The 15,009-nt window shown below is 68.4% G+C and carries 14 protein-coding genes and 5 pseudogenes; 11 read left to right on the forward strand and 8 right to left on the reverse strand.

All coding sequences use genetic code 11. The features are described 5' to 3' along the window. Window positions 1-112: 112 nt before the first annotated feature. From PV410_RS24920 to PV410_RS24930, 3 genes are all read left to right on the forward strand, one after another. On the forward strand, window positions 113-1,342 hold the full coding sequence (locus PV410_RS24920; RefSeq protein WP_500327815.1) for an MFS transporter: 1,230 nt from the start codon (window positions 113-115) through the stop codon (window positions 1,340-1,342). A 27-nt stretch (window positions 1,343-1,369) separates the two neighbouring features. Next, on the forward strand, window positions 1,370-1,588 hold the full coding sequence (locus PV410_RS24925; RefSeq protein ID WP_500327816.1) for a hypothetical protein: 219 nt from the start codon (window positions 1,370-1,372) through the stop codon (window positions 1,586-1,588). Window positions 1,589-2,145: 557 nt separating this feature from the next. Next, a complete protein-coding gene (locus PV410_RS24930) occupies window positions 2,146-2,403 on the forward strand; it encodes a hypothetical protein (RefSeq protein ID WP_378357614.1) in 258 nt (85 codons plus the stop codon). A 304-nt stretch (window positions 2,404-2,707) separates the two neighbouring features. Here PV410_RS24930 and PV410_RS24935 read toward each other — a convergent pair. Continuing rightward, window positions 2,708-2,929 (reverse strand): annotated as a pseudogene (locus PV410_RS24935) (transposase); the annotation flags it as partial. On the opposite strand from PV410_RS24935, the pseudogene PV410_RS24940 reads away from it, so the two are divergent. The 4 genes and pseudogenes from PV410_RS24940 to PV410_RS24955 all read left to right on the forward strand — a co-directional run. After that, window positions 2,921-3,412, forward strand: a pseudogene (locus tag PV410_RS24940) (transposase); the annotation flags it as partial. The pseudogenes PV410_RS24935 and PV410_RS24940 sit on opposite strands and share 9 nt — an antisense overlap. Before the next feature lie 193 nt (window positions 3,413-3,605). Next, a complete protein-coding gene (locus PV410_RS24945; RefSeq protein WP_500327818.1) occupies window positions 3,606-4,130 on the forward strand; it encodes a PadR family transcriptional regulator in 525 nt (174 codons plus the stop codon). Further along, window positions 4,127-4,813 carry an ABC transporter ATP-binding protein gene (locus PV410_RS24950; protein ID WP_500327819.1) on the forward strand — a complete coding sequence of 229 codons (687 nt, stop codon included), beginning with the start codon at window positions 4,127-4,129 and terminating at the stop codon, window positions 4,811-4,813. The genes PV410_RS24945 and PV410_RS24950 overlap by 4 nt, the downstream gene beginning before the upstream one ends. Next, a complete protein-coding gene (locus PV410_RS24955; RefSeq protein ID WP_500327820.1) occupies window positions 4,810-7,191 on the forward strand; it encodes an FtsX-like permease family protein in 2,382 nt (793 codons plus the stop codon). Before PV410_RS24950 ends, PV410_RS24955 begins: the two co-directional genes overlap by 4 nt. Window positions 7,192-7,832: 641 nt before the next feature. On the opposite strand, the gene PV410_RS24960 is transcribed toward PV410_RS24955, so the two are convergent. After that, window positions 7,833-8,417 carry a CGNR zinc finger domain-containing protein gene (locus PV410_RS24960; protein ID WP_500320839.1) on the reverse strand — a complete coding sequence of 195 codons (585 nt, stop codon included), beginning with the start codon at window positions 8,415-8,417 and terminating at the stop codon, window positions 7,833-7,835. 120 nt (window positions 8,418-8,537) lie between these two features. On the opposite strand from PV410_RS24960, the gene PV410_RS24965 reads away from it, so the two are divergent. Together PV410_RS24965 and PV410_RS24970 are read left to right on the forward strand one after the other, a co-directional pair. Further along, a complete protein-coding gene (locus tag PV410_RS24965; protein WP_500327821.1) occupies window positions 8,538-9,545 on the forward strand; it encodes a zinc-dependent alcohol dehydrogenase family protein in 1,008 nt (335 codons plus the stop codon). A gap of 134 nt (window positions 9,546-9,679) precedes the next feature. Further along, window positions 9,680-9,781, forward strand: a pseudogene (locus PV410_RS24970) (IS481 family transposase); the annotation flags it as partial. Between the two features lie 471 nt (window positions 9,782-10,252). Here PV410_RS24970 and PV410_RS24975 read toward each other — a convergent pair. From PV410_RS24975 to PV410_RS24985, 3 genes and pseudogenes are all read right to left on the reverse strand, one after another. After that, a pseudogene (locus PV410_RS24975) lies at window positions 10,253-10,930 on the reverse strand (IS3 family transposase); the annotation flags it as partial. Next, window positions 10,927-11,247, reverse strand: a complete 321-nt coding sequence (locus PV410_RS24980) for a transposase (protein ID WP_500327822.1) — start codon at window positions 11,245-11,247, stop codon at window positions 10,927-10,929. The gene PV410_RS24980 and the pseudogene PV410_RS24975, both read right to left, overlap by 4 nt. 124 nt (window positions 11,248-11,371) lie before the next feature. Continuing rightward, a complete protein-coding gene (locus tag PV410_RS24985; RefSeq protein WP_500327823.1) occupies window positions 11,372-11,995 on the reverse strand; it encodes a DJ-1/PfpI family protein in 624 nt (207 codons plus the stop codon). 88 nt (window positions 11,996-12,083) lie between these two features. Here PV410_RS24985 and PV410_RS24990 point away from each other — a divergent pair, with 88 nt between their 5' ends. Then, window positions 12,084-13,421: an aminotransferase-like domain-containing protein gene (locus tag PV410_RS24990; protein ID WP_500327825.1), complete on the forward strand. Its 1,338-nt coding sequence runs from the start codon at window positions 12,084-12,086 to the stop codon at window positions 13,419-13,421. Window positions 13,422-13,562: 141 nt separating this feature from the next. On the opposite strand, the pseudogene PV410_RS24995 reads toward PV410_RS24990, so the two are convergent. The 3 genes and pseudogenes from PV410_RS24995 to PV410_RS25005 all read right to left on the reverse strand — a co-directional run. Continuing rightward, a pseudogene (locus PV410_RS24995) lies at window positions 13,563-13,721 on the reverse strand (Lrp/AsnC ligand binding domain-containing protein); the annotation flags it as partial. 40 nt (window positions 13,722-13,761) lie between these two features. After that, on the reverse strand, window positions 13,762-13,911 hold the full coding sequence (locus tag PV410_RS25000) for an integrase core domain-containing protein (protein WP_500327886.1): 150 nt from the start codon (window positions 13,909-13,911) through the stop codon (window positions 13,762-13,764). A 204-nt stretch (window positions 13,912-14,115) separates the two neighbouring features. Further along, the gene (locus tag PV410_RS25005) at window positions 14,116-14,346 is read right to left on the reverse strand and encodes a transposase (RefSeq protein WP_500327826.1); all 231 of its coding nucleotides are present in this window, start codon (window positions 14,344-14,346) and stop codon (window positions 14,116-14,118) included. Window positions 14,347-14,521: 175 nt separating this feature from the next. On the opposite strand from PV410_RS25005, the gene PV410_RS25010 reads away from it, so the two are divergent. Beyond that, window positions 14,522-14,830, forward strand: a complete 309-nt coding sequence (locus PV410_RS25010; protein WP_500327827.1) for a hypothetical protein — start codon at window positions 14,522-14,524, stop codon at window positions 14,828-14,830. The last annotated feature ends 179 nt before the right edge of the window (window positions 14,831-15,009 follow it).

A 15,009-nucleotide genomic window follows, 5' to 3' on the forward strand; every position in this document is an offset into this window, starting at 1 on the left:
GCCATCCGCCCCAACTGAGCGACGCCACTCCCCTGGTCAGAAGGCGGCCGCACTTCCGCGGCCGCCTTCTGTCTTGCCCGCACCCATCCGTGATCTGCAAGGGGACCGGCCCGTGGCCACCACTGATGCACCCCTCACCCTCACCCGCCACGCGGCGCCCACCCGGACGGGCCGCTCCGTGGTCTGGGCGCTGATCGCCGCCTCCCTGGTCGTGAAAGCGGGCGGCTTCGCCTGGGATTTCCTGGGCTACTACGTGTCGGTCACGCACGGCACTACCGCAGCTGGGGCGTCCATGACCCTTTTCGGCGTCGGCTGGTGCCTTGGCCAGGCGGTCTCCGGCCAGCTCACCGACCGTGCCGGGCAGCGCACCGCGCTGGCGCTCATGATGACGTTCGCCGCCATCTCCTGCGTCGCGCTGACCCTGGTGGCATTGCTGCCTGCACTGCTGATCGTGTCCGTCTGTCTCGGGCTGACCATGGAAACCTATCGCCCGGCGGTCTCGGCGTCGATCAACGAACACATCGCCTCCGGCGGCGCCCGGGCCCGGGCCCAGACCGCGCTGTACTGGACGATCAACGTCGGCATCGCCATCTGCGGCGGACTCGGCGGCTACCTGGCCCACCACTACGGCTACAAGCCGTTGTTCCTCGCCAACGGCGCCGTGTGCCTGGCCTTTGCGCTGCTGGCCCTGCGCCTGCTGGCCGCTCCGCACCCGACACCGGACGAGCCACAGACGGACGTCACCTTCCGCCAGGTGCTGGCCGACCGAGGCCTGCGGTGGATCGCGCTGGTCTCGACGGCAGCCATGGTGTGCGCGTGGGGCATGGTGTCGGTCCTGCCGCTGCTGATGGCCGCCGATGGGCTGCCGCCGACCGCGTACGGCACCGCGATGATCGCCAACACTGTGGCCGTCCTGGTCCTCACCCCGCCGATGACGCGCCTACTCATCGGCCGCGGCGACCCGCTGCGGTTCTCCCCCGTCGTCGTGCTGGCGGCCGGGACGGCCATCCTCGGCGCGGGCATCGGCCTCGCCGCGTATCAGCACACCACGCTCGGCTACTCGATCGCCTGCGCCGCCCTGGTCCCCGGCGAGGTCGCCTACAGCATCGCCATCGGCGCGTACCTGTCCACCGCCGCGCCGGAGGGCGCCGTCGGCCGCTACCAGGCGGTGATCTCCGCTTCGTCCGCCGTCGCGTCCCTGCCCCCACTGGGCATCGCCATCGCGCTGCACGCCGGTGGCCGGCCGCTGGTCGCAGCGCTGCTGGGCGGCTGCGCCCTGCTGGGTGTCGCAGCCTGCCTCCCGCTCTCCCGGGCCCTGCGCCACGGCACCGGAGCCCACTGAGAACCCGCCATCCGGAAGGACTTCGTCATGACCGCCAACTTCCGCAATCTGCCCTGGCCCACCGACCCCGCACCGGTGCCGGCACAGCAGGTCGCTGAGCCTTCGCCCGCCTCCACATCCAACGCGCCGGGCACCACGGCCGGCTGCCGAACGTCGACTGCGCGCACGCCGACCATCTGCGGCCTCGAAGCCCTGCCCGACCTCGGCGCACCTCACCTGGGCCTGCGCATGCCATGGTGGTGGTAGCCACCGGAACGTCACGCGCACAGCGAAGAGCCGGGCGCGGCCAGGGTGGGGGCCCTGGTCGCGCCCGTTGCACGATTCGGCCGCCGCCGCGGGGCGTGCAGATGCGGCAGCGCTGCGCGCGACGTGGATGGAGCCGGCGATCTGGGTGCTGGTGACTTCTTCGGCGGCTCCGAAGAGCCCGTATCCGGCGTTGTTGACGACAACGTCGAGGCCGCCGAGGCCAGCATGGTCAGCGCCTTGCACCTGCGGCAAGCACAGCGCTGGAGACGCCGATTTCCGAGAGCCGACCCGTCGACAGCGGCTGAATCTGGACTCTGCCAAACGATCGTGTCCACGACATAATTCCGCCTGGTCTTCGAAGCGCCGGCGGGGAACGGGAGCGCCGGAGACGAATCGAGAGGGGAACACGCATGTCAGCACGTCGGATCCTTGCACCCCTGGCGGCCGCGGTTCTGGCGGCTGGTGGGCTCACTGCCATGACCACCACGCCAGCCAGCGCAGCAACCTGCCTGGGTACTGCCAGGAGCTTCACTCCCGTCGACAACGGGAACGAGTACGTGTGGCCCACATCCGGATACGCCTACGCCACGTCCAACTGCAACGACATCAACGTCAAGCCGTCCATCGCAGCCGGCGGCGGGTTCGACTTCGTGCCCGTGCGCACCTGCTTCTACCCCACGAGCGGCAGCTCCTACTGCAATGCCTACCGCGACATCACGGTCGGAACCTGGGGTCTGGCAGCCACCGACGTCAAGGACGGCACCAGATTCATAGTGCAATTCCAGTTCAGCACCAAGGGATCGATCGCCTACTGACCTGACTCGTGCAGCCTCCACGAGAGGCTCCGGCGCATCGCACGCGCTGGAGCCCTTCGCCCAAGCTGGAGTTCCGACGAAACGGGTCTCCGACAGTGACGAAAGTCGCTGTCGGGGCCCATTTCTCGTGTTGATCAAGGGACCTGCAGGTCGGCATGGCCGACCGTTGCGTCCCTCGCGTATCGGCGCCCCCTCGTTGGCCGTCAGTGGCCAGCGGGGGGGCTCCTTCGTGGGGGTGATGTCCTGTGTGTGATGCGCGCCACTCGGGTCTGTCCATCGAACGGTGTAACTCGGGTGGTGTGGGTTATCGGTGGCCGGCGGTGAGTCGGCCGTCGAAGGCGATGTCGAAGGCTTGCAGGGCTGGCTTCCAGCGCATGGTCCAGCGTTTGCGGCCGGAGCCGGTGGGGTCCAGGCTCATGACGGCCATGTAGACGCACTTCAGCGCGGCGGCCTCGTTCGGGAAGTGCCCGCGGGCGCGGACGGCCTTGTGGATGCGCGCGTTGACCGACTCGATGGCGTCCGTGGACGCTCCCAGCGCCGCTTCTCCATCGCCGCGCTGACCTGCTACAAGCCAGGAGAACGCTCCTGCCTGATCTACCGGCCCAGACTGCACGAGGACCACAAACGCGGCGGCCGGCGCAGCTTCGCCTGGACCGACTACCGCGACCTGCTCATCACAGCACACCGGCAGCTCGCTGGCCCGATCGTTCTCATCTGGGACAACCTGAACGGGCGCAAGGACGCTCGCATGCGGGCTTTCATCGACAGCCAGGACTGGCTCACGGTCCACTACCTGCCGCCCTACGCACCCGACCTGAACCCGGTCGCGGGCATCTGGTCACTGCTGCGACGCAGCTGCCAGGCCAACACCGCATTCGCCGACCCCGAGCACCTCATCCGCGCACTTCGCCGCGGCCTCCGAAAGATCCAGTACCGCAGCGACCTCATCGACGGCTGCCTCGCCGAAACCGGACTCACCACGACGACAACACGCCTAAAACCCCAGTAACCACCAAAACCCCGTGCACACTGCTCACGGTGGGGAACGACTCGGCACCGCAACTCCGCCCATCCCGGCAGCCACGTAGCGGCCTGGAGGGGAACGCCCGATCAGCGCAGGTCGGAGACGGTTGTGTCACACCCTCGTCACTATGCACAAGATCTATACACTGCGTGTATACGCCTCGTGTAGAGTCCTTCGCATGAGCATCGGCCACACCCTGCTCGGGCTCCTGGAGTCCGGCCCCCGCCACGGCTACGACCTGAAACGGGAATTCGACCACAAGTTCGGCCACGACCGCCCGCTGCACTACGGTCAGGTCTACTCGATCATGGCGCGGCTGCTGAAGAACGGGCTCGTCGAGGTCGACGGCATCGAGGCCGGCGGCGGCCCGGAACGCAAGCGGTACGCGATCACCGACGCAGGCATCACCGACGTCGGCAAGTGGCTCGCGGAACCGGAGAAGCCCGAGCCCTACCTGCAGAGCACCCTTTACACCAAGGTCGTCCTCGCGCTGCTGACCGGCCGCAGCGCCGCCGACCTGCTCGACACCCAGCGCTCGGAGCACCTGCGCCTGATGCGGGAACTGACCGTCCGCAAGCGCGACGGCGACCTCGCGGACCACCTGGTCTGCGACCACGCCCTGTTCCACCTCGAGGCGGACCTGCGGTGGCTGGAACTCACCACTTCACGACTGGACCGACTCTCGGCGGAGGTACGCGCATGACCACCACGGACCGTTTGCTGGAAGCCGTCGGCCTGCACAAGGCCTACGGACCCACCCCGGCCCTGGACGGCGCCGACTTCGCGATACGCGCCGGTGAGGTCGTCGCCGTGATGGGGCCCTCCGGCTCCGGCAAGTCGACGCTGCTGCACTGCCTGGCCGGCATCGTGCGGCCGGACTCCGGCCAGGTGCTGTACCAGGGACGGGAGCTGACCGCGATGAGCGACGCCGAGCGCAGCGCCCTGCGCCGCGGCGAGTTCGGCTTCGTCTTCCAGTTCGGCCAGCTCGTGCCCGAGCTGACCTGCGTGGAGAACGTGGCGCTGCCGCTGCGGCTCAACGGCGTCAAGCGCAAGGAGGCGGAGACCCGCGCCACGGAGTGGATGGCCCGGCTGGAGGTCGACGACCTCACCGGCAAGCGGCCCGGCGAGGTCTCCGGCGGCCAGGGCCAGCGCGTCGCGGTGGCCCGCGCACTGGTCACCGGCCCGCGGGTGGTCTTCGCCGATGAGCCGACCGGCGCCCTGGACTCGCTCAACGGCGAGCGTGTGATGCGCCTGCTCACCGACGCCGCCCGCGACACCAACGCAGCCGTCGTCCTGGTCACCCACGAAGCACGCGTCGCCGCCTACTCCGACCGCGAAGTCGTCGTCCGCGACGGCACGTCACAGGACATGGAGCGCGCCGCATGAGCGCCCTCGAACAAGCAGGGACCGGCGGCACCTTCCGGACCTGGATTCGCGACCTCGGCCTCGGCATGCGCTTCGGAGCGAACGGCGGCCGCGAGGGCTGGACCCGCACCGTACTGACCGCCATCGGCGTCGGCCTCGGCGTCACACTCCTGCTGCTGGCCGCCTCCGTCCCGGCCATGATCAGCGCCCGCAACGACCGCGGCTACGACCGGGACTATTCCTGGAACAAGGCCCAACCCAAGCGAACCGCCAGCACCGTACTGTTCGCGCAAGCCGACACTACTTTTGGCGGGGCGGACATCCGCGGTCTGCTGCTCAAGGCGGACGGCGACCGGCCCTCGCTGCCGCCGGGCGTCAAGACGATGCCGGCACCCGGTGAGATGGTGGTCTCCCCCGCCCTCAAGCGCCTGCTCGACGAGCCAGGCAGCGAACTGCTGCGCGAACGCCTGAACTACCGGATCACCGGCACCATCGGCGACCAGGGCCTGGTCGGGTCCGCCGAGATGGCCTACTACGCGGGCAGCGACAAGCTCGTCGCACGATCCGCGGACGGCAAGACCGGCAACGCCACCCGCATCCCCGACTTCGGACGGGAACGAGGGCCGAGCGAACCGTTGGGCGGTGTGCTGACCCTGCTGCTCATCTTCGGCATCGTGGTGCTGCTGGTGCCGGTCGGCGTCCTCATCGGCACCGCCGTCCGCTTCGGCGGCGAGCGCCGCGACCGCAGACTGGCCGCACTGCGTCTGGTCGGCGCGGACAGCCGGATGACCCGGCGGGTCGCGGCCGGCGAGGCGCTGTTCGGCTCACTGCTCGGACTCGTCGTAGGTACGGGCTTCTTCCTGCTCGCCCGGCACTTCGCGCGCGGTGTGACGGTGTACGACCTCAGCGCGTTCCCTTCCGACATCAGGCCTGCTCCGGTCCTGGCCGCCCTGGTGGCGATCGCGGTGCCCTCCGCGGCGGTCGCGGTGACCCTGATGGCGATGCGCGGCATCGCCATCGAGCCGCTCGGCGTCGTACGCAACGCCGCGGCGCGCCGACGCCGGCTGTGGTGGCGGCTGCTGATCCCGCTGGCCGGTATCGGGCTGCTGGCCCCGCTCTTCGGAACCGTTTCCCAGGAGGACACCGGGGTCAACCCCTACCAGGTGACCCTCGGTGTGGTCCTGCTGCTGGTGGGTCTCACCGCCGTGCTGCCGTGGCTCGTCGAATGGGTCGTCGGCCGCTTCCGCGGCGGCTCGCTGCCCTGGCAGCTGGCCACCCGCCGCATGCAGCTCCACAGCAGCGCCGCCGCCCGTATGGTCAGTGGTGTCACCGTCGCCGTTGCGGGCGCGATCGCCCTGCAGACCCTGTTCACCGGGATCCAAGGCGACTTCATCACGCCGACCGGCCAGGACCCGAGCCGCGCCCAGCTGGGCATCCAGTACAGGGTCGACAGCGGGGCGCAGGCGCAGCAGGTGACGAAGGCCTTCGTCGACACCCCAGGCGTCCGCTCGGTGATCGGCATCGTCCAGGGCGAGGCCGCCCAGGGAAACGCCTCGACACTCAAGTCCCTCGACCAACTCCAGTCCGTCCCCCTCTTCCTGGGGGATTGCTCCGCGCTCCGCGAATTCGCCAATGTCGGAGCAAACTGCGCTGACGGTGACGTCTTCATGATGGAGATCGGCGACTCCCCCCTCTTCAAGCCCGGCGCCACGCTCGACCTCAACATGCCCGGTCCGGAACGCTACACCGGCACGCCACAGCCCTGGCGCATCCCGGCCGACGCCCGCACGGTGCACCATCGCGTAGCGCCCGACGGAAGCATGGAGTGGGGCATCCTGGCGACCCCGGCCGCCTTGGACGTAGCACACCTGCCCAGGCCCAAGGTCCGGCTCATGCTGATCCTCGACCCGACCCCGGACGCGGTCGAGCGCGCCCGCAACACCGCCGCGCTCATCGACCCCTCTATCGTGGTCGATCAGTTCAGTGCCACCATGGTGTCCGACAGATTCGAGACCATCCGCCGCGGCCTGTTCATCGGCGCCACGCTCACCCTGGTCCTGATCGCCGTGAGCCTGCTGGTCTCCACACTGGAGCAACTGCGCGAGCGCCGGAAGCTGCTGGCCATCCTGGTCGCCTTCGGCACCCGGCGATCCGTGCTCGCCCTGTCCGTGCTCTGGCAAACGGCTGTCCCCGTCTTCCTGGGGCTCACCGTCGCCGTGGTCGGTGGCGTCGGCTTGGGCGCCGCCCTGCTGAAGATGGTGCACACGCCGTTCCATGTCGACTGGGCGAGCGTGGGCGAGATGACGGCAATGGGCGGGGCGGTGATTCCCGCGGTCACGGCGCTCACCATGCCGGCGCTGTTGCGGATGATGCGCCCGGACGGCCTGCGCACGGAGTGACCGCCGGGCTGGCGCCTCCTACGTGACCTGACGTCTCCTCAGGAGCCATAGCCGTGCGGCAGTTGTACCACTGCGGCAGGGCGCCGAACCCTGGAGCGCACCTGCACACGGCTCGAGGTGTCCTGCGCAGTACATCTGGGAGGAAGCCCGCCCCCGCGTCGATCAGGGGCTGGTGTCCATCACAGGATGCCATGCACCACAGCAGGGCCCACGTCTGCGAACAGACCCGCCGGTGCAGCAATGCCGCTGCACCGGCGGTCACTTCCTCGCGGGCGCACCTACCGTCTGCGATGCTCCCCGACGCGGCCGACGGCGCTCACGCAACGGACGGCGAGCAGAACGTCGTTGAGGACCCTGTTGCGCTCCGGCCGCACACAAGGCCGGCAAGCGGTGTGGGTGGGTCAGGTGGCGCGGCCACCGCTACGCGAGACCACGGCCCTCCACCTGGCCGGGCTCCACGTCACAGGGGTCTCGCTCCGGTCTGCCGGATGATCAGAACGGGGTGGATCCGTGCAGAGGTGTCTGCCACACCGAAACGTGCGACCTGCTGGGATGCGGTGAAGGGTGCTTCGTTCCGGTCGCCCCAGCGTTCGGAGCGCTGCCGACTCTCCCTCGGCCGCCGATAACCCACACAACCCGAGTTACACCGTTCGTTGGACAGACCCGTATTTGGCGCGGGTTCGGTGCGCGGCGACGTTGGCCCGGTTTCCGCACACTTCGTAGGAGTGCCATCGCTGGTTGCCGCTGCGTGTGGCGTCGTAGAAGGCGTGCTGGCAGTCCGGGTGGGCGCAGATCCGGACGCGGGAGAACTGGCCGCCGGCGACGAGGGCGGCGATCGCGCGGATGACGGCGCCCGCGGCGGGGGATCCGGAGACTTGGTGCTGGTCGACGCTTCCGTCGCCGTCGAAGGCGTGGTGGAAGCCCGTGGTGGCGGCCAGCCGGTTGATCTCCGTCCATGCGGCGTGCCCGGTTTCGGTGCCCGGCAGGTGGACGGCCTCGGTCAGGGCCTGCCGTAGTGAGCGCACCTGGGCGACGTCGTCGTCGGACAGGGGTGCTGCGGCTGTCCGGCCGAACAGGAGCAGCAGCGGCGCGGCGCTCGCGGCGTCCGTGAGTGTGTCGGGGGTCCGCGGGGTGGCGTGGGGGCGTGAGTTGAGCAGTTCGACGACCGCCTCCGCGAGTCCAGGCGCCTGTCGCGGCGTGGTGGGTCTGCTCCCGGGGCTGCTCATGTCCCCAGCATACGAGTAAGGGGCTATCCAGCAAGGGCTTTACGGCGTGAATAGATGATGCTAGGAATGTAAGCGGCTGGCGGCCACGCCACTCACTCTCTCGTTAAGGACTGATCCGTCATGCGTCATCTCACGCTCACCGCCGTCGGCGGAGACCTCAACGACACCGTCTCGCTCGTCGAGGGCCCCGAACCGGCTCTCGCCCCGGGCGAGGTGCTGGTCGAGGTGGACGCGGCACCCGTCAACAATGCGGACCTGCTGTTCACCATGGGCTGGTTCGCGGCCCAGCCCCGACTGCCCCAGGCGCTGGGCGCCGAGGGAGTCGGCCGCGTCGTGCGGGTCGGCGACGACGTGGACCGGTCCCTGACCGGCCGGCGCGTCCTGATCCTGCCCACCTTCGTCCAGGGAACCTGGGCCGAGCAGGTCGTGCTCCCGGCCCACACCGTCGTGCCGCTGTCCGTCGTGGACGATGCGGACGTCCTCCAGCTCGCCATGCTCCCCGTCAACCCGGCGACGGCCCGCGCGCTCCTGCACGACTACGTCGCACTGCGACCCGGCGACTGGATCGGTCTGAACCTCGCCAACTCCGCGGTCGGGCACTACGTCATCGCCCTGGCCAAGCAGGCCGGCATCAAGACCCTGGCCGTCGTCAGGCGCGAGGAAGCGGCCAAGCAGGTGAGCGCACTCGGCGCCGACGCCGTCGTCGTCGACGGCCCGGAACTCGGCGAGCGCATCGCTTCCGCGCTGGACGGCGGACAGCTGCGGCTGGCGCTGGAGGGGACCACCGACCCCGAGCAGACCGCCGCGCTGGTGCGGTCGCTGGAGGACGGCGGCACCGTCGTCACCTTCGCCGCTGCCACCGGACAGGCACCCTCGGTCCCCGTCGGCGACCTGATCTACCGCGGCATCGTGCTGCGCGCCTTCTTCATCCTCAACTGGATCCGCGACACTCCGCGGGAGAAGCGCGAGGAGGTCTACGCGGAGCTTGCCGCGCTGGTCGAGCAGGGCGTCCTCAAGGCTCCGGTCGAGGCGACGTACTCCCTTCAGGAGCACGAGGCCGCCCTGAGCCACGCGGCCAGGCCCGAGCGCACCGGCAAGATCCTTTTCGTTCCGCGGGGCGCCCGCTGACCCGTGCACACAGCCCGAAAGGTTTCCGCTAGCTGTATGGACCACGAGCGTTGTTGACACCTGCGAGGGCTTGATCAAGGCGAAGACCTCCGATGCAGTGGAGCTGTCTATGACTGCACCGCGCGGAGGTCTTCGTGTCCCACCGCAATGCCCGACTGACCGTTCACGGCAGGCGGCTCTTGGTCCAGCGTTTCCAGGCCGGGCGCCCGGTGGCACACGTGGCCGCAGAGATGGGCGCCCGGTTCCCACCCGAGGGCTGATGCTGGGGGGACCGTCGACCATGGCGGGGCGCTCGTACTCGCCCCGAGGTGCCCCCACTGCGCGCAGCGGGCCGGAGCTCGTCCGGCGCCACGGCCAGGCGCAGCTCGGGGAAGCGCGTTCACCAGGACGACCACTCCCGCACTTCCCGCGCTCCGAGGGCCGAGCGCACTATTGGCCGTATTCCTGAGGGCGTCTGCGCGTCGCGACTGGAGGCCTCCGCTGTCGAACTGGTGCGCACCGAGGGTTACACGCACACGTGACCTGACCAATGCTCGAGATCCCCTGCACTTGCAGGGTGTGACCTGGGATCTGGGAAACGATCTTGATGCACGTGGGAAACGGCCGCTTTTGGTTCCACGTAAAGCCCTGATCAGAGCAATTCGTCGGTGCCCCGTCTTGCGGGATCCGGTGCGAAAAGACTGACAGTCATACGCGTCACCGACGGTCCCGATCGATGCCGCGATGCCTGCCTCGGCCAGGCGCTCGGTGAACGCGATCGAGGTGTATTGACTGCCGGCATCCGAGTGATGGATCAAGCCGCTGACCTGCTCGTTCGGCCGGTAGCCGCGCTGCCACAGGGCCTGCTCGACCACGTCCAGGACCAGGGATGTCTGCTTGCTCCGCGACGCCTTCCAGCCCAGGATCCGGCGCGAGAAGGCATCCACGCAGAATGCGACATAGACGGTCCCGGCCCAGGTAGGCACGTAGGTGAAGTCGGCGACCCAGCAGCGGTTCGGGGCCGTGGCGACGAAGTCGCGGTCGAGAAGGTCAGGGGCCCGCTCCGCGGCCTGATCCGGGATGGTGGTGACGACCTTCCTGCCGCGGACGGCGCCGGTTATGCCCAGCTCGCGCATCAGCCGCTCGACGGTGCAGCGGGCCACGGCATGGCCCTGGCGGTTCAGCTCCCGCCAGATCTTCCGGGCTCCGTAGACGCCATAGTTGACCTGATGGATCCTCCGGATCTCCTGGGTCAACTCGGCATCGCGCACCGACCGCGCCGAGGGAGGCCGACGCTTGGCCGCGTAGTAGGTGGAGGCCGAGGCGGGGGTGCCGGCCCAGGTCAAGGTGCGGCAGATCGCCTCAAGGCCGAACCGTTCGCGGTGAGCATCGATGAAACGGATCAACGCGGCGGCTTCGGGTTGAGTTCGGAGGCGAAAAAAACGGCCGCGGCCTTGAGGATCTCATTCGCCCGCCGCAGCTCGGTGACCTCCTTCTCCAGTTCCCTGATCCGCTCACGCTCCTGCTGGGCGGCAGCCGCCTGCGGATCGGCCTGGGCCTCGGCCTTCTTTACCCAGTGCCGCAGGGCCTCGGGATGAATCCCGAGAAGATCTCCGACCTCCCGGATGATCCCCGACCGCCCCGGGGACTGCCTCTGCTTCTCGGAGACCATCCGCACGGCCCGCTCGATCAGCTCCGCTGGGTACTTCCTCTGCGCCGGCATGAGCGCATCCTTCCAAGGTTCAGCGCTCTGCACCGAACCCGGAGCGATTCAGTCGGGCTGCGAATGACCAGCCAGGCTGCCAGGGCGTGAGTTCCTGGTCGGTCACTGCTTGCGACTGGTCGTTTCAGACGAGGGCCGGTGCGGGAGCGGGCAAGTAGGGGGTGATGTTGCGCCACGCGCGCTCGATGTATTCCTCCTTCTCGCCGACCGGGGCGACATAGTGCAGTGCGCTTTCAGCGGCGTCGTTGCCCTTGAGGCGGGCGATGATCCAGGAGGCGAGGTAGTGCGAGGCGAGGCAGCCGCCGGCGGTGGCGATGTTGTCCTTGGCGTAGAAGGGCTGGTTGAGCACCTCGACGCCGGCGGCGATGACCCAGGGCTTGGTGGTCAGGTCGGTGCAGGCGGGGATGTCGTTGAGCAGGCCGAGCTTGGCCAGCACGAGCGCGCCGGAGCACTGCGCGGCGATGAGTTGGCGCGAGGGGTCCAGGCCGCGCAGGATCTTCATGATCGCCTGGTCTTCGACGACCTCGCGGGTAGCGATGCCACTGCCGACGATGACCGCGTCAGCGGCGCACGCCTCCTCAAGGGTGGACATCTGTTCGATGACCACCCCGTTCCTCGACGTCACCTTGGGGCTGGGGGTGGCAATGGTGACGCGCCAGTCGGCGGTCTTGATGCGGTTGAGCACGCCGAGGGCGATCAGGGAGTCGAGCTCGTTGTAGCCCTCGAAGGTGAGGATGGCGATGTGCATGGCGGCCGTCCTTCCGGATGAGTGGGTCTTGACGGTAAGAGCCCGTGAACAGGACAGTCAAAGAATTGTCATGGATACAATTGGGTGTATGGCAGCTTCGCGGTACAAGATCCTGGTCGACGCGCTCGCATCCGACATCCGGACAGGCCGGCTCGCCGCAGGCGAGCGGCTGCCGACACACCGCGGGCTCGCCGCCCGCGAGGGCATCGCCGTGGTGACCGCGACTCGGGTGTACGCCGAGCTGGAAGCGATGGGCTTGGTGAGCCGGGAACAGGGCCGCGGCACGTTCGTGCGTGACATCGCGGTTCCCGCCGGTCACGGCATCGATCTGCAAGTCGTCGCCACGGATGCGGTCGATCTCAACTTCAACTATCCATCGCTGCCCGGCCAGGCCGATCTCCTACGGCAGACTCTGCGAGAGGTGGCCACCTCTGGTGAACTCGACTCGCTGCTGCGCTACCAACCACATCGAGGACGTCCCCAGGACAGAGCCTCGATCGCTCGGCACCTGAGACGTCGAGGAATCACTCCTGACGCGGATCGGATCCTCATCGTCAACGGTGCGCAGCACGGCCTGGCCATCACCGTCTTGGCCGCGCTCAACGCCGGCGACGTCGTCGCGGTCGACGCACTCACCTACCCGGGTTTCAAGGTGCTCGCGCATGCCTTTCATCTCGACCTGGAGCCCATACCCACAACGACCAACGGGCCGGATCTCGATGCCTTCGAGAGGCTGTGCGTGATCCGCCCTGTGCGCGCTATCTACACCATGCCAACCTTGCACAACCCTCTGGGGTGGGTGATGTCGGCAACTGACCGCACCCGCCTGATCGAGATCGCTCGGCAGCACGGTCCGCTCATCATCGAAGACGCCGCTTACGCCTACCTGGTAGAGGACCCTCCACCGCCCCTGGCTGCAAGTGCACCGGACATCACCGTCTACGTCTCGGGACTGTCCAAAAGCGTCGCCACCGGCCTCCGGGTCGGCTTCGTCGTCGCCCCGCCGTCCAGGGTGCCGTCGCTCGAACGCGCGATTCGGGCGACCACATGGAACACCCCGGCCCTCACCACCGCGATTGCCTGCCGCTGGCTCGAGGACGGCACGGTGGACCACTTGGAAGCGCAGAAACGAGACGACGCCAAGGCCCGCCAGGCACTCGCCAGACAAGAACTGGCGGGCCTACCACTCATCAGCCACCCCTCGTCCTACTTCACATGGCTGACCCTGCCCGACGACGCGCGCGCCGATCGCCTGACCGCCACCCTTGCGCGTCAGCACATCTCGGTAAGCACAGCGGAGCCCTTCACCACCTCGAAGCACACACCACAGGCGCTCCGCCTCGCTCTCGGCTCGACCGATCTGGACAGTCTCCAATCGACGCTGCGCACAGTGCGACGAGTCACCATCGAGGACGCCTACGCCTGAACTCCACCCGACCAGCCGATTCCCGCCCGCACCGGCCCATGCGGACGAAAAGCCGTCGGCGCTGGAGCGTGGGGGCCGGACGGCCTGGGACCCGAGCCCGGTGTCGGAAGACGCCGGCTGGTCGGCTGCTGCCGTCGGCACCTCCGTCCCGCTGACCCCGGCGATCGCATAGATGCGGCGCAGTACATCCTGCAACTGCTCGGTCGTCGCAGCCCTGACCTTCACCAGGACCGAGGCGCTTCCGGCGATGACATGCGCTTCCAGGATCTCGGGGATCGCCGCGAAGTCGTCGGCTGATTCTGAGCTTGCTCCGCTTTGACGGACACCATCGGTGTGGTGGTCACGCTGCGAGGACGGTCTCGAACTCGGCAGGACTGCGGTAGCCAAGGCTGCTGTGCAGCCTGCGTGTGTTGTACCACCCTTCGATCCACTCAAAGATTGCTTGGCGGGCAGCAGCTCGGCTGGGCCACGGCTGGTCGCCGATCGACAGGCCGCCTTGAGGGCGTCGGCGACCAGTTCGTCCGCAGGTGGTCCGCGTTGATCTTCTCGGTCAGTTCCGCGTCGCGAACCATGCGCGGGCCGGGGATGGCGGTGCGGCTGGAGTAGAAGGCGGCTCGGGAGACCTTCAGCAGCTCACATGCTCGTTTGACACTGTGCCCTGCCTGCTTCTCCGCCTCGATGAACGGGTGCACCGTTATCGGGTCTCCGTCGCGAAGAAAGCCGTGGCCCGCTTGAGGACCTCTACGTCCTCCCGAAGACGGCGGTTCTCCCGCCGCAGCCGGGCCAGCTCCTCGCGTTCGTCGCTGGTCAGGCCGTCCCGCTCGCCGGCGTCGACCTCGGCCTGCTTCACCCAGTCGCGCACCGCGGTCTCGGTCAGATCGAAGTCCTTGGCGACCTGACCGACCGAGCGATCACCGCGTGGCACAGCTGAACGATCTCGACCTTGAACTCCGGCGTGAACGAGCGGCGAGGACGCGGCTTCTTTTTCGCCATGCTCTCCATGACAAACATCTTCCTTCCGAGGCGGAAGCCCCTGATCTCAGGTGTCCGTCAAAGCGAATCAAGCCCATATGCTCCTTCTCCTGATTACGCTGACACTCGTGGCAGCCATCATCGTCAGCGCGTCATCGGCAGCCGGCGCGCTGCTCGGCGCCGCCCGGGCCCTTGGTGCGACCGTGGTCTTGGCCCTGATGCACAAGGCGCCCAGCCTGTCAGAACTCGCCGCTAGCTCGGACACCACCAGTGAAGAACAGCTACGCCAGGCCAGGGTGACGGCAACCCTTGGGTACCTGCCCGGACTGTGGATCTGCACAGTCAGATCGGAGTGCTCATCCTGCTCTCCACAGCGCGCGCTACTCGGCATGATCAGGTCCGCCCCGGCTTCTGCTATTGCTGGCGATCACCGCTGACACTCGAAGTGCTTTCGCCGGGTCCGCTGGGAGTGACTCGGCAGCCCTCGCAGCCTGCGCGCCACGCCATCTCACCCACGCACGACGGGCCCGCACCCTGCAGCAGCCTTCGCAGCACTTCGCCCCGCCGACCGGTAGATCGACGGGGCGAAGCGCCAGGGCCCGAGTTGACCGACGGC

The organism is Streptomyces sp. PA03-5A (assembly GCF_033792725.1).
In the GTDB taxonomy this organism is placed as follows: Bacteria; Actinomycetota; Actinomycetes; order Streptomycetales; family Streptomycetaceae; genus Actinacidiphila.